This window comes from Halorientalis sp. IM1011 (assembly GCF_001989615.1).
In the GTDB taxonomy this organism is placed as follows: Archaea; Halobacteriota; Halobacteria; order Halobacteriales; family Haloarculaceae; genus Halorientalis.
Map to the genome: position 1 here is coordinate 1,427,886 of NZ_CP019067.1, position 14,496 is coordinate 1,442,381.

At 68.7% G+C, this 14,496-nt stretch carries 10 protein-coding genes; 2 read left to right on the forward strand and 8 right to left on the reverse strand.

What is annotated here, in order from left to right; all coding sequences use genetic code 11:
* Positions 1 to 34: 34 nt before the first annotated feature.
* The 5 genes from BV210_RS07215 to BV210_RS07235 all read right to left on the reverse strand — a co-directional run bounded on the left by BV210_RS07215 (position 35) and on the right by BV210_RS07235 (position 8,021).
* Positions 35 to 1,855, reverse strand: coding sequence for an LEA type 2 family protein (locus tag BV210_RS07215; RefSeq protein ID WP_077205978.1), 1,821 nt, complete (start codon positions 1,853 to 1,855; stop codon positions 35 to 37).
* A 77-nt stretch (positions 1,856 to 1,932) separates the two neighbouring features.
* Positions 1,933 to 2,802, reverse strand: coding sequence for a ZIP family metal transporter (locus BV210_RS07220; protein WP_077205979.1), 870 nt, complete (start codon positions 2,800 to 2,802; stop codon positions 1,933 to 1,935).
* A 72-nt stretch (positions 2,803 to 2,874) separates the two neighbouring features.
* Positions 2,875 to 4,014 (reverse strand): hypothetical protein, encoded by a 1,140-nt coding sequence (locus tag BV210_RS07225; protein WP_077205980.1) that lies wholly within the window; start codon positions 4,012 to 4,014, stop codon positions 2,875 to 2,877.
* Positions 4,015 to 4,102: 88 nt separating this feature from the next.
* Complete coding sequence (locus BV210_RS07230) at positions 4,103 to 7,324, reverse strand: PAS domain-containing protein (protein ID WP_077205981.1); 3,222 nt, start codon at positions 7,322 to 7,324, stop codon at positions 4,103 to 4,105.
* 64 nt (positions 7,325 to 7,388) lie between these two features.
* Positions 7,389 to 8,021, reverse strand: coding sequence for a uracil-DNA glycosylase family protein (locus tag BV210_RS07235; RefSeq protein ID WP_077205982.1), 633 nt, complete (start codon positions 8,019 to 8,021; stop codon positions 7,389 to 7,391).
* 87 nt (positions 8,022 to 8,108) lie between these two features.
* On the opposite strand from BV210_RS07235, the gene ileS reads away from it, so the two are divergent.
* Positions 8,109 to 11,360, forward strand: a complete 3,252-nt coding sequence (ileS, locus tag BV210_RS07240; RefSeq protein WP_077205983.1) for an isoleucine--tRNA ligase — start codon at positions 8,109 to 8,111, stop codon at positions 11,358 to 11,360.
* A gap of 189 nt (positions 11,361 to 11,549) precedes the next feature.
* Here ileS and BV210_RS07245 read toward each other — a convergent pair whose 3' ends face one another.
* Positions 11,550 to 12,398, reverse strand: a complete 849-nt coding sequence (locus tag BV210_RS07245) for a ribose-phosphate diphosphokinase (RefSeq protein ID WP_077205984.1) — start codon at positions 12,396 to 12,398, stop codon at positions 11,550 to 11,552.
* An 88-nt stretch (positions 12,399 to 12,486) separates the two neighbouring features.
* On the opposite strand from BV210_RS07245, the gene BV210_RS07250 reads away from it, so the two are divergent.
* The gene (locus BV210_RS07250) at positions 12,487 to 12,819 is read left to right on the forward strand and encodes a multidrug efflux SMR transporter (RefSeq protein WP_077205985.1); all 333 of its coding nucleotides are present in this window, start codon (positions 12,487 to 12,489) and stop codon (positions 12,817 to 12,819) included.
* A 16-nt stretch (positions 12,820 to 12,835) separates the two neighbouring features.
* Here the strand turns inward: BV210_RS07250 and BV210_RS07255 are convergent, their stop codons facing one another.
* Both BV210_RS07255 and BV210_RS07260 read right to left on the reverse strand, forming a co-directional pair.
* The gene (locus BV210_RS07255; RefSeq protein ID WP_077205986.1) at positions 12,836 to 13,633 is read right to left on the reverse strand and encodes a hypothetical protein; all 798 of its coding nucleotides are present in this window, start codon (positions 13,631 to 13,633) and stop codon (positions 12,836 to 12,838) included.
* A 45-nt stretch (positions 13,634 to 13,678) separates the two neighbouring features.
* Positions 13,679 to 14,455, reverse strand: a complete 777-nt coding sequence (locus BV210_RS07260) for a formate/nitrite transporter family protein (RefSeq protein ID WP_077205987.1) — start codon at positions 14,453 to 14,455, stop codon at positions 13,679 to 13,681.
* Between the last annotated feature and the right edge of the window lie 41 nt (positions 14,456 to 14,496).

Genomic DNA, 14,496 nt, shown 5'->3' on the forward strand with positions numbered 1-14,496 from the left:
TTGACCAGAACGAGTGACCGTTCCGCCGACCTCCTCACCCCTCGCTGCCGTTCAACACGTCGGTCTCGATGGCAGACTCCGCACCCAGCGAGTCGAGCGCGACGCGGTCGCGCTGGCCGAGGACGGAGACGGTGGCCTCCACGTCCACGTCGAAGGTCGACCGCTCGCCGTTGCGGACGTGGCGCACCCACCAGCGATCCATCTTCGAGTTGTCGAGTACCATCCGGGCCTCGACGGTGTCGCTCGACCGGGGGTCGATCACCTCGCCGACCTGCACACTCCGGTCGGCCAGCGTCACGCCGTTGGTCGCCACGGAGTAGTGGATCGACTCGACGGTCACGGGCGTGGCGAGTTCGTTCCGGACCGACGTGCGTGTCTGGATGGGGGCCGTCTCCGGGGTCGCTCGCCCCCACGCCGAGTCGACGCCCGTGACGACCATCGCGGTCCGGCCCTGCACCTGGACCTCCTCGTTCCGGTCACCGTTCATGCCGGCGAGCAGGTCGGTCTCGAAGACGCTCTCACGGGTCCCGAGGTCGGCGTCGAACTTGGTCGCACCCACGTCGGCGGTCGCGGTCGGGGTCGTCACCACCCGGGAGCGCTCGCCGTCGTTGAGGTGCCGGGCCCACCACTCCGGCACCGCGCCGTTGTCCTTCAGGCTGGTCAGCGAGAGCGTGTCGGAGCCGGGTTCGACGCTGTCTACGGCGGTCGAGCCCTCGGCGACCGTGATGCCGTTGATCGTCGTCGACTGGCGCACGTCCAGCGAGAGGAGGGCGGCCAGTCCCGGATCGTCGGGCGTGTCGAGAGTCGCGTCGGTCACGATCGCCGTCGTGTCGTCGGTGACGGCGCCCCACCGCTGGTCGGTCTCGGTGACCGTCGGGGACTCGTAGTCGCTCTCGTTCTCGGGGGTTTCGACCGGCGAGACGCTCGTTCCCCCGCCGCCGAGCATGTCGGTCTCCAGTCGCAGCGTCCGGTCGAACACGCGCATGGGGACGCGCTGGCGCTCGCCGTCCCGGACGACGTAGCCGTACATCCGGACCGAGAGGTCGCTCACCTCGTCGTCGGTGACGTGCTCGCGCCACCAGTCGGCCATCTTCGGCGTGTCGAGCCCGACGGTCACGTCGATGGAGCCCGATTCGCCGGGCGCGACGTTCAGCCCAGCTTCCCGGTGGCCGGTCCCGAGTTCGACGCCGTTCATCTCGACGACGTACTCGACGCCGGAAAGCGTGACGGGGTAGTCGTGGACGTTCTCCACGTCGGCGGCAAAGGAGAGGGGCGTCGTCTCCGCGGTCGCCTCACCCCAGCTGGCTCGCTGGTTCCGGAGGTTCAGGAAGGGGTCACCCTGGAACTGGACCTGTCGTGGTTCCGCTGTCGTGAACCCGCCGAGGATGTCGGTCTCGACGGCCGAGGAGCGGGCGGGAATCTCACGGGAGAACCCGGGGGCGGTCACGGTCGCGTCGACGGTGAGTTCCGACCGCTCGTCCCCGTTGACGTGGGTCACCCACCAGTCGGCGATCTTCGAGTTCTCCATCGCCGCGGTGAGGGTGATCGTGTTCGTTCCGGTGCCGAACCCGACGCCGGAGCGCTCCCCGCGGGCCAGCGTCACGTCGTTCAGCCGGGCCGTGTACGCGACGTTCACGACGCCCGGCACCCCGACGGGGTTGGGGTTGTCCACCGTGACGCTCGTCCGGATTTCGGTGGTCTCGTCGGTGACGGCCCCCCACTCGTAGCTGGTCGATTCGACCGTCGGCGCGGCGAACGCACCGGTCACGGCCAGCGCGCTGACCGTCACGACTCCGAGAACGAGCACGACCGCGACGACAGCGCCGGCCTTCAGCGCGACTTCACGTGACACCATTTCGATAAACTATGGAAAATCGAGGTATAGTTTCGTCGGCCAAATCGAGCGTCGAGTTCGGTCGCGACGGCGGGCGGTCACCCCAGTGACACGTCCAGATAGAGCATGACGATGACGCCGAGCATCGTCCCGAGGGTGGCGACCCGCTCGTTGCCCCGGACGTGGGTCTCGGGGACGATCTCGTCGGAGATGACGAACAGCATCGCACCGGCGGCAAAGCCCATCGCGTAGGGGAGCAGGGGTTCGACGAGCGTCACAGCGAGGACGCCCAGCAGGACCAGGGGGAGTTCGACGATGCCCGAGCGGAGGCCGGCGACGACGGCGTAGAAGCGCCGGTCGAGGCCGGCGTTGATCGCCGCGACCGACACCGCCAGCCCCTCGGGCACGTTCTGGATGCCGATGGCGAGCATGAGCGAAATGGCCTGGCCCAGTGCCGCCTCCGCCGCCGCGGGGTCGGTGGCCTGTGCGACCGCCCCGAATCCGACCCCGACGGCCAGTCCCTCGGGCATGTTGTGCAGCGTGATGGCGAGGATGAAGAGGACGACCGGCGCGAGGCGGTCGTCGTCGAGGCCGGGGACGGACTCCCCGGGATCGGCGGCGTCGGTCCGGCGCTCGCCGGTCAGCAGATAGTGAGCGTGGGGAACCAGCCGGTCGGCCTGGTCGAGAAAGAGCACGCCGAGCGCGAGACCGACGAGGACCGGGATGGGGTCGCCGCCGGCGTACTCCTCGATGCCGGGGACGATGAGGCTCGTGAACGCGGCCGCGAGCATCACGCCCGCGGCGAAGCCGAGCGCGCCGTCGAGGCCTCGCTCGCTGGGGTCCCGCCAGAGAAACACGAGCGACGCCCCGAAGAGGTTCAGGCCGGCTATGACGAGCCCGCCGACGAGCCCCATCACGACCGGATTCGTCCCGACGACGCCCCGGAACACCTCCACGACTGCCGTCATTGCCCGTCCGTTCGGCCAGCACTGGTATATAGGCTCCCCCGCCGGCCGACCGGCGGCCACGTCCCCCGCCGATCAGGGGAGCGGCGGTGACGAATCTGCCGCAGGAAAGTCGACCCCGTCGGTCGCCTCGACAAGCTCCGCGATGGCCGCGACGAGGTCGTGGTCCGCGCCCTCGACCGTGACCGCCCGCTCGTCGCCGCCCCGGGACCCCACGAGGGCCGCTCGCTGGTCGGCGAGCACCAGCCTCCCGAACCGGCCGTGGTCGCCCGGGAGCGGGGCGAGTCGCTCGCCGTCGACGGACCGGACCGAGAGGTCGGGCACTGCGGTCTCGATGCGCTCTGTGCCCCACTCCGTGGTCGCGGCGAGGGTCACGGCCACGCCCCGGTCGACCGCCGCCTGCAGGTGATCGAGACAGTCGTCGGTCACCATCTCCGGCGTCGCCGCCAGATAGACGAGCGACTCGTCGGCGTGGTCGAACAGCGCCCGCTGGCGCTCCCGGGCGTCGGCGCGGCCGCTGACGGTCCAGACCGAGCCGTCGCCGCCCCCCTGTCGGCGGTCGCCATCGCCGCCGCGTGTCGCCGCTCCGTCCCGGCCGTGGTCACCGAAATCGTCCCCACGGTAGCGGACGGTTCGCGTCGTCGGATCGTAGTCGACGACCCCGGCGGCGTCGAGTTTCGGCAGGTGGACGTGGTGGAGCATCGCGCGGACGCTCCCGTAATCGACGGCCTCGCCGCCCCGCTCGCTGACGGTGACGGCGACCGCGAGGACCGACAGGGTCGTTCGCTCGCCCGGTGCACAGGCCGTCAGTACCGACCGGACCGTCCGGCGGCGGTCCCGGTAGCGCCCGGGCGTGGGGGCCTCGCCCGAGGTGGCCCGACCGTCGAACGAACGGTCGCCGTCTCGGGGTTCGCGTCGCCACCGGGCGACGGGGTCGGGGGTCCCCGGCTTGGCCCTGACCGTCCCGGACTCGCTGTCGTACTCGATCAGGCCGGCGGCGTCGAGTTTCGGGAGGTGGACGTGTACCAGTGCGACCTCGTGGCGCGTGGCGGCGTCGCGGTCGCCGTCCAGCCGGGTTGCCAGTGTCTCAGCGAGTTCGCCGACGGTGGTCTCGCCACGCGCTTCGACCGCAGCGCGGACGTGTCCCTCGCGGTCGGAGAACGCATCAGCGGTGCCGACCTCCGTGCCGGATCGCGCGGCGGTTTCGTCGTACATCACAGTGCAGAACATACCGTTGTGGGGCAAAAGCCGCCTGCCTAAACGGTTTGGAGATCGCCCCCGTTCCCCGCCGCCGTGTGGCGAATTAGCGCCCGTCGGCGCTGTCGTCGGGGTCGAGGAGCGCACGCAGAACGTGCTGTTCGGCCGCCCGGAGGTGCTGGTGGAAGGTCGGCGGCGAGATTCCCAGCGCCTCGGCGACCTCCTCGCCGGTGCTCCCGCGGGGCCAGTCGAAGAACCCGGCGTAGTAGGCCGCTTCGACGGCGGCTAGCTGGCGTTCGGTCAGGATCTCGTCGAGGTCGATCCCGAGATAGCCAACGTCGCGGCTGTCCAGTGTCGTTCGGCGCTGGACGAGCATCTCGGCCTCGGGGTAGGTCTCCTGGACGCCGTCGACGACGGCCCGGACTGGTGCGTCCGGCGGGAGTTCGACGGTCATGTGGTAGTCCCCGTCTTTGATCCGGGCGGTCCTGACGCGGCCACCGTGGGCACTCAGTAGCGACAGCAATGGCGGATCGTCCAGACGGAGTTCGAACCGGTAGCCGTCCCCGGCCATCCCGACGTAGTTCAGCTCTTCCCAGTGCGGGACCGCCTCGACGAGCGCGTCCAGCCACTCCTGACCCTCCTCGCTGGCGGTCCCGTATGCCAGGTACTGGCCCTCGCCGGTCGGGATCGTCTCCGCGACGGTGACGGTCCCCGACCCGTCGTCGAGGTCGAGGTGTCCGAAGAGATCGCGGATACGGAACTCGACCTCGGTGATCTCGTCGCTCATCAGCAGGCGCTGGTGCTCGATGGCGTTCATCGCGTGACCCATCACGTCGCCCAGCCCGCCCAACACCGCCAGCTCCTCGGTGTCGAACGCGTCGGGCCGTTGGGTGTAGACGTTCAACACACCGTAGACGGTGTTCTCGGAGCTGATCGGGACCGCCGCCGACGTACGGTAGCCGTACTCCTCGGCGTGGTCGCGCCACTGCTCGTAGGCGGCATCGGTCTGGACGTTCCGTGAGACCTGCAGTTCGTTGGTCCTGAACGCCCGTCCGGTCGGGCCCTGGGCGTCGTCGCTGTCGTCGACACGGATGGTCACGTCGTCGAGATAGTCGGTCACGCCGGCCTCGGCTCGGGGGACGACTTCGTCGCTTTGCTCGTCGACCGTCCCGACCCAGGCGAAGGTATACGAGTTCGAGTCGGCCAGTCGGTCACAGACCAGTTGCTCCACCTCCTCGCGAGTCGACTGCCGGAGGAGTGCGCGGATGATCCCCCGGCTGATCGCGTTGAGGTTGTTCAGCGCCGCGAGCTGTTCGCGCTGGTGGCGAAGCGTCCGCTCGTGTTCGACCCGCTCGATGGCCGTCGCGAGGATGTTCGCGACCGCCTGCACGAAGTTGGCGTCCTGCTGGGTGAACTCCCTGGGCTCCGTGTCGTGGACGCCGAGCACGCCCCACGGGTCCTCGGTCGTCCCGACGACGACGCTGATCCCGCTGCGTACGCCGTGAGAGGTGAGGAGTTCCGGCCCGGAGAAGCGGTCTTCGGTCCGGAGGTCCTCGACGGCGACGGGTTCCTCCGAGAGGAGCGTGTATCCGGCCTGTGAGTCCCGGTCGGCCGGGACGGACGCCTCGCCGACGAGACCCTCACGCCAGCCGACGCCGGCCCGGAGCGACAGGGCGTCACCGTCCTCGTCGAGGTCGAGCACCTTGCAGTAGTCGCTGTCGAGAGTCTCCGCGACGACCTGCACGGTCGTGGCGAACAGCGCGTCGAGGTTCTCGGCCGCGAGGGCGCGTTGCCCCAGTTCCGTGACGACGGTCTGTTGACGAACCCGCGTCTCGATCGCCGCCTGTCGCTGCCGCTGGTCGGTGACGTCCTGTGACATCCCCATGCCAGCGACGACCCGCCCGTCCTCGTCCCGGACCGGGACGGCGTGGAACTGCAGCGTCTGGCCGCCGAACGACACCTCGAAATCCCGTTCCGCGCCGTCGAAGACGGCCTCGTAGTGGGGGCGGATCTGGTCGACGAGTTCCGGCGGCAGGCAGTCTTCGAGGAGGTGATTTTCGAGATCGGCGGCGTCGAACGGGTAGTTCTCGAACCCCTCACCGCCCGCGACGAGATATCGCAACTCCTCGTCGAACAGCGTCACGACGCCGTTGGGGAACTCCTCGATCAGCGTCCGGTAGCGGCGGCGCGACTGGGCGAGTGCCTGCTCGCGCTCCTTGCGCTCGGTCACGTCCCGGAAGTACACGGAGAGACCTGTCTCGGTGGGGTAGATCGTGTTCTCGAACCAGGCGTCGAGTGGTGGGTAGTAATCTTCGATCGTGACCGACGACTGTTCGTGGAGAGCCTCCTGCAGCGCGGCCTCGAATCGGTCGGTGGGGTCGAGTTCGTCGTGGATGTCCTTCCCCAGCACCTCGTGTTCGGCTAGCCCGAGTAACTCGGCCGCGCGTTCGTTGACGTACGAGAACCGCAACTCCGAATCGAGTCCGTATAACCCGTCACTGATGCGAGCGAACACGTCGCCGAGTTCGGTCTGCAACTCGTCGTGTTGGCGTTTCAGCTGTCGGGCCCGCTCGCGGTGCTCGGTCATGTCCCGCGTGACCTTGACGAACCCGTCGAGATCGCCGTCGTCGTGAACCGGTGTGATGACGACGTTCGCCCAGAACCGGCTCCCGTCGGCCCGGACGCGCCAGCCCTCGTCCTCGACGCGCCCGTTCTCCACCGCCCTCGCGAGGTTCCGGGACGGGACACCCGCCTCCCGGTCCTCGGCCGTGTAGAACACGTCGAACCGCTCGCCGACGATCTCCTCGGCCGTGTACCCCTTGATCCGCTCGGCACCGGTGTTCCAGCTGACGACGGTCCCGTCGGTGTCGAGCGTGAAGATGGCGTAGTCCGTCACGGCGTCGATCATCTCCTCGAACTCCCGGTGGCTGCCGTCGCCCGCATCCTCGTCCGCCCGTGGTCGCAACACGCCGAGGACCCCGTCGTCGCCCCGCCCCAGCCGGAGCGTGCATGGCGTCGTCACCTCGCCGTCGGTCACTGCCACGGCGACCGATTCGACCGCCTCGCCGTCGGTCCCCAGCCGCCGGAGGCCGATCTCCGCTCTGGCCGCGTCCGCCGACTCGAAGAGGACGGAGACGTGTTCGCCCAGGAGTTCCTCGCGCGACCGCCCGGTCAGGTCGAGCACCTCGTCGGTGACGGCCCGCAATCGTCGGTCGTCGTCGAGTCTGAAACAGGCCGCATCGACCGTCCGTGCCAGCGTACCGACTAGCGTATCGTCGACCGCCCACCCCGATACGGGAGCCTCTGTTCCCGCCGGTTCGTCCGACATCGTACTGTTATTTTCTCTGCGAGCGGGATAAATTCAGTTGGGAGTTTCCTTCCGCGCTCGTGAATCACAGTTCCCCGATCGCGTGCCCGATGGCATCCACGTACTCCTCGCGGGTGTACCCCAGCCGCGAGCGCCACACCTCCTGATAGGAGGGGTGGAGCAATGGCAACACGGTCGTCGACAGCGCCGGACACGGAACGGGGTCGAGGACCGTGTCGAGGAACCCGTCGACCTCGCGGTCGACCATCGACAGCACCGACTGCGTGGCGTGTTTCCCGGTCGTGACCACAGCCCGGGGCGCGACCGTCTCGATCTCCTCGCGCAGGTAGGGCCGGCAGTTGACCCGTTCCTCGGCCGTGGGCTCCCGGTTGGTCGTCGGGTCGTCGGGATCCGGCGGGAAGCACTTGACGGCGTTCGTGACGTAACAGTCCTCGTGACCGTAGCCGGCCTCGGCCAGCAACCCCCGGATCCGCCGCCCGGAGTGGCGAGAGGTGTAGGCCATGCCGGTCCAGTTGCCCCCCTGCCAGCGGTCGGCGTCGGGGTCGCCGTAGCCCGGTGCCTCGCCCACGACGACGAGGTCGGCCGATCGTGGTCCGTTGCCCCAGGAGATGCACTCCCGGCCGTCGACGAGAGCGGGACATCGCTGGCAGTCCTCGGCGAGGGGGTTGCGCTCGTCGGCGTCGGGAAACTCCGGCATCGGTGGGCCCGTTGCGCGCCGGCGACTTGACGCTCCCGGTACGGCGGGACCGATTTGCCTTTAGTCCCGGCACCGAATTGGATGCACATGAGCAGGTTCGAGCCGGTCGAGGACCAGTACGAGCCCCACGACCTCGAAGACGGGGTCTTCGAGTACTGGGACGCGGTCGACGCCTACGAACAGACCAAACAACACCGGGCCGACGGCGAGACCTACTTCTTCGTCGACGGTCCGCCCTACACCTCCGGGGCGGCCCACATGGGGACGACCTGGAACAAGACGCTGAAGGACTGCTACATCCGCTATCTCCGCATGCAGGGGTACGACGTGACCGACCGCCCCGGCTACGACATGCACGGGCTCCCCATCGAGACGAAAGTCGAGGAGAAACTCGGCTTCGAGAACAAGAAGGACATCGAGGAGTTCGGCGAGCAGAAATTCATCGAGGAGTGCAAGGACTTCGCCGAGGAGCAACTGGAGGGCCTGCAGGAGGATTTCAAATCCTTCGGCGTCTGGATGGACTGGGACGACCCCTACAAAACTGTGCGCCCGGAGTACATGGAAGCGGCCTGGTGGGGCTTCGAGAAGGCCCACGAGCGCGGGCTGGTCGAGCAGGGCCAGCGCTCCATCTCGCAGTGTCCGCGGTGTGAGACCGCCATCGCCAACAACGAGGTCGAGTACGAACACGTCGACGACCCGTCTATCTACGTCAAATTCCCGCTTCGCGAGGCCGAGCGGAGCGAGGCCTCGGAACGTGCGAGCGGGGACGAAGGACCCGCGAGCAGCGACGCGTATCTCGTCATCTGGACGACGACCCCCTGGACCGTTCCGGCGAACACCTTCGTCGCGGTCGACGGCGACGCCACCTACCAGGCCGTGGAAACCACGAAGAACGGCGAGACCGAGGTCCTCTATCTCCACGAGGAGACCGTCGAGGACGTCCTCTCGAAGGGCCGCTACGACGACTACGAGATCCGCGAGGAGGTCACCGGAGAGGAGATGGTCGGCTGGAGCTACGACCACCCGCTCCGGGAGGAGGTTCCGGAGGCCCCGGACTTCGAGGGTTCGCTGCAGGTCTACACCGCCGACTACGTCGAGGCGGATCGGACAGGACTGGTCCACTCCGCACCGGGCCACGGGGAGGTCGACTTCGAGCGCGGCCAGGAACTCGGGCTGGACATCTTCTGTCCGGTCGGCCCCGACGGAGTCTACGAGGACGCGGCCGGCGCCTATGCGGGTGCGTTCGTCAAGGACGCCGACGAGGCGATCATGGACGACCTCGATTCGAAGGGCCTGCTGCTCTCGCGGGACACCGTCCACCACGACTACGGCCACTGCTGGCGCTGTGACACCGGCATCATCCAGATGGTCACCGACCAGTGGTTCATCACGGTCACCGACATCAAAGAGGAACTCCTCGACAACATCGAGGACAGCGAGTGGTACCCCCAGGAGGCCCGGGACAACCGCTTCCGGGACTTCGTCGAGGACTCGCCCGACTGGAACGTCTCCCGCCAGCGTTACTGGGGGATTCCCATTCCCATTTGGACCCCCGAAGACTGGAACGGCGGGATGGACGACGCCATCGTGATCGGCACGCGCGAGGAACTCGCAGAGCGCGTCGACCAGGAGATCGACCCCGAGAGCGTCGACATCCACAAGGGCACCGTCGACGACCTGACGATTACCGAGGACGGCACCACCTACACCCGCGTCGGCGACGTGTTCGACGTGTGGCTCGACTCCTCGGTCGCGACGTGGGGCACGCTGAACTTCCCCGAGCAGGACGAGGCGTTCGACGAACTGTGGCCCGCCGATCTCATCATCGAGGCCCACGACCAGACGCGGGGCTGGTTCTGGAGCCAGCTCGGCATGGGTACCGCCGCGCTGGGCGAGGTGCCCTACGATCAGGTGCTGATGCACGGCTGGGCGCTGGACTCGGATGGACGAAAGATGTCCAAGTCGATCGGGAACATCGTCGAACCCGGCGAGGCCATCGAGCGCCACGGCCGGGACCCGATGCGCCTGTTCCTGCTCTCGGTGACCGGCCAGGCCGACGACATGAAGTTCTCCTGGGAGGAGATGGCCGAGATGCAGCGCCGGCTCAACATCCTCTGGAACGTCTTCCGGTTCCCGCTCCCCTACATGCGGATGGACGAGTTCGATCCAGGTACTGTGGACCTCGAACACGCCGAGACGGAACTCGTCGACGAGTGGGTCCTCTCGCGACTCCAGACCGTCGAGGAGACGATGACCGAGCACTTCGAGGAGTTCGAGCAGGACAAGGCTCTCCACGCCCTGCTCGAGTTCGTCGTCGAGGACGTCTCCCGCTTCTACGTGCAGGTCGTCCGCGAGCGGATGTGGGAGGAAGACGACAGCGACTCCAAGGAAGCGGCCTACGCCACGCTCTATCGCGTGCTGGAGGAGACGGTCGCGCTGATCGCGCCCTTCGCGCCCTTCGTCGCCGAGGAGATCTACGGCAACCTCACCGGTGACGCCGGCCACGAGACCGTCCACATGTGCGACTGGCCCGAACCCGACGCGTTCTGGCAGGACGAGGAACTCGAGGACGAAGTGAAGGTCGCCCGCGCCGTCGAGGAAGCCGGCTCGAACGCGCGCCAGCAGGCCGAACGCAGCCTCCGCTGGCCGATCACGCGGGTCGTCGTCGCGGCCGACGACGAGGAGACGGCCGCCGCGGTCGAGAGCCAGCGCGACCTGCTGACCGAGCGGCTCAACGCCCGCGACCTCGACCTGATCGAACCCGGCGAGAGCTGGGGCGAACTCGCCTACTCCGCCGAAGCGGACATGAGCCTGCTCGGACCGGAGTTCGGCGACGACGCCGGCCGCGTCATGAACGCGCTGAACGAGGCCAGCGTCGACGAGCCGACCGTCGAGGCGCTCGAAGCCGCCGTCGAGGACGCGCTGGGCGAGTCCGTGGACCTCACGGAGGAGATGGTCGAGTTCGTCACGCAGACGCCCGACGACGTGACGGGCGTGGCCTTCGACGTGGACGGCGACGAAATGGGTGTGGTCTACATCGACGCCTCACTCACCGAGGACATCGAGAGCGAGGGGTACGCCCGCGAGGTGATCCGTCGGGTTCAGGAGATGCGGAAAGACCTCGATCTCGACCTCGAAGCGCGCATCCGCGTCGACCTCGACATCGGCGACGACCGCGTGGCCGACCTCGTCCGCGAGCACGAGGACCTGATCGCCGACGAGGTCCGCGCCGACGAGTTCGGAGCCGTCGAGGACGGCCTCCGGAAGGAGTGGGAGGTCGAAGGCGTCGCGATGGAGATCGCGGTGGAAGCGGTCGCGGCGGCCGAGGCGTCGGACTAGCGAATCGTACCGGTCGCGAACGAAGTGAGCGACCGGCTTTTTCGCCCACATTTTTCGAGTAGTGAGGGATCGAAGATCCCTCATACCATGCGAACGGGCCGCTTCGCGGCCCGTGAGCAGAGCGCGGTTCGCGACCAACGGGAGCGAACCCAACGAGAAAAAGGTGGGGTGGAGGCGTCGGACTGAAACTTACAGTTTTTCGGCGATCGCCGGCGCGGCGCTGACGGCGCTGACCGACCGCTCCAGCGTGTCGGTCCCGTAGATGGCTTCGACGCCGGCGCGGGCGAGTTTCGTCCGGGCGTCGGCGGCGAGCATCGGGTGGACGCAGGTGACGAAGATTCTGGCGGCACCCATGTCGTCCAGCGCACCGACGGCCTCGGACATCGTGGAGCCGGTGGCGACGATGTCGTCGGTCAGCACCACGTCGCGGCCGTCCACGTCGGCGTCGCGGGGCTCGATCTCGACCTCCGACCCGGAGAGCCGCGTCTTCTCGAAGTAGTCCGTCTCGCCGCGGCCGTAGGCGGTCTTGACTGTGTCGGCGATGTCGATCGCCCCCTCGTCGGGCGAGAGGAAGACGGGTTCGGCCAGGTCCTCGGGGAGCGGGTCGGCCAGGCAGGCGGCGGCGTCGACGGTCTCGGCCGGCACGTCGAAGTGGTCGACGATGGCGGGCTCGTGGGGGTTGACGGTCAGCACGCGGTCGGTCCCCGTACTCAGCGCCTTCGCCATCGCGCGGGCGGAGACGGGCTGACCCGGCTCGAAGGCCGCGTCCTGCCGCGCGTAGCCCATGTAGGGGATCACGGTGGTGATATCGGACGCGCCGGCCTCGCGGACGGCGTCCTGCAGCTGGAGCAACTCGACGTGTGCGTCGCTCGTGTCGGTCGAGGCGACGATCACGGCCGACTCGGAATCGAAGTACGGGACCTGTGCCATGAGTTCCCCGTCGGGGAACCGCTCGAAGGAGACGGGCGCGAGGTCCGCGTCGGTCGCCGCGGCCAGCGCGGCGGCCAGCGACTGGGAACTGGACCCACTGACGATCATAGTCGGCCCCTCGCCGCGGCGGCTAAACCCCTTTTCGCTTCCGACGGGAAACGGAAGCGATTAGTGTCACTCGTTCGACTCCTCTCGCGTGAACCCGTATGCCCTCCTCGGTGCGGCGATCCTCTCGGAACTGCTGGCCACGACCTCGCTCAAACTCTCGGAGGGGTTCTCGAACCCGCTCCCGAGCGTCGGCGTCGTCGTCGGCTACGGCGCGGCTTTCTACCTGCTCGCGCTGGTACTGGAGGAACTCCCCGTCGGACTGGTCTACGCGACGTGGGCCGCCCTCGGTATCGTCGGCATCGCGGCCGTCGGCGTCGTCGCCTTCGGCGAGACGGTCGATCTCGCGGGACTCGCCGGCATCGCTTGCATCGTCCTCGGCGTCGTCCTGCTCAACGTCGTCAGCGGGATGTCCGCGCACTGACCGCCCGGTCGCACCCCTACGCCTCGGGCGCGACGGCGACCCCGCTCACGCCGGGCAGCCCCAGCGCCCGGGAGCGCCAGCCGTCGCCGGCGTCGACCAGCACCGTCCCCCGTTCGGAGACGGCGTAGTTTCCGGTCCCCTGTGCCAGCGCCACGACCGACTCCTCGGTCGGGATCTCGCACTCGCACCAGTCCTCGCCCTCACCAGCGTAGAGCGCGTCGGCGGTCGCGGCGAGACCGCCATCGGGATCGCTGGCGACGGCCGTGAACTCGCCGTCCATCGCCTTCGCCCAGCCCGGCCCGAGGTAGTAGAGTCCCTCGCCCGTGGCGGCCAGCGGCGTCCCGCCGGTCGCCACGTCCCACGCCTCGGTGAGGCCGACGTGGTCGAGGCCGTCGCCGACGCGGTAGACGCCGTCGGCCGCTCCGACGAGATCGCCGTCGATGGCCCGCACGTCCTCGACCGTGCCGAGCGTCGTCCAGTCCTCGCCCGCACGGCGGGCGACTCGACCGTCCGGGCCAGCCGCCAGCAGGTCGCCGTCGTCGAAGCCGACCGCGACGGCGGGGCCGAAGTCGGTCGGCTCGTAGCCCCCGTCGGCGCTGACCAGTACGTTCTCGTCGGTGGCGACGGCCAGAAAGTCGGGGCCGGCGGCCACGTCGCGGGCGGTACAGCGGTGGGCCAGCGAGAACTCGCCGACGATGTCGGCCGAGACGGCGACGACGGCCACACCCAGTTCGGCCGCGACGTATAATTCTGTGGTCCCGGTCTTCTCGCCGTAGACCCGCTTCTCGTCGAGACTGATGTCCGCGTCGCTCATACTTCCGCTCGGGCGGGCACCGGCGAAAGCGTACCGATGCGCGGCCTACTCCCGGGCCCCCTTGGCCTGTGCGACGTGGGTGATGGTGACGAGGCCGATCCCGCCGACGACGTTGCCCGCGGTGATGATCCCTGTCAGTGCCGCGAACTCGGCGAGGCCGATCTCGGCCCCGTAGAGGACGCCGAAGAAGGCGTGCAGCATCGTCACGACGACGTGTTCGAAGGGACCAAGCGCCAGCAGGAACCCGACGGCGTAGGCCATCCAGATCCGGCTCCCGCCGCTGTCGACCGCGGCGAGGAAATGGGAGAGCAGGGCGACGAGCGCCCCGCCGACGATGGCGCTGGTGAAGTTCGCGACCGTCGAGCGGCCGGCGGTGTGTTCGGCGAACGAGCGCAAGGCGACCTCGGTCCCCGCCGGGAGCGTCCCCTCGACCCAGAAGACGACGACCATCAGGCCGCCGCCGACGAGGTTCAGCGCGAACGTCACGCCCCACAGACGGAGCAGTTCCCCGGTGGGGAACCCGTCGCGCTCGATGGCGGCGGCGATCGGGTCGAAGAAGTTCTCGTTGAACAGTTCGGCGCGGCCGACGACCAGGAACACGACGCCGAGCCCGAACGCGAGCGCGCCGGCGACGGCGTCGAGACGGCCCGTTCCGGCCGGCACGGCGGCGTGGACGATGCCGAGCGCGACGGTCCCGAAGACGACCGTGAACCCGGCGATGAAACTCGTCGCGAGCAACTCGATCAGCGACTGGTCGAGGCGGCGCTCGCCCTCCTCGGCGGCCCGGTCGAATATCTCGGCGGGGTCTGGCGCCGCGGACACGTGACCGATAACGACGGATTCGGCCAAAAGCGTCTGTGCGC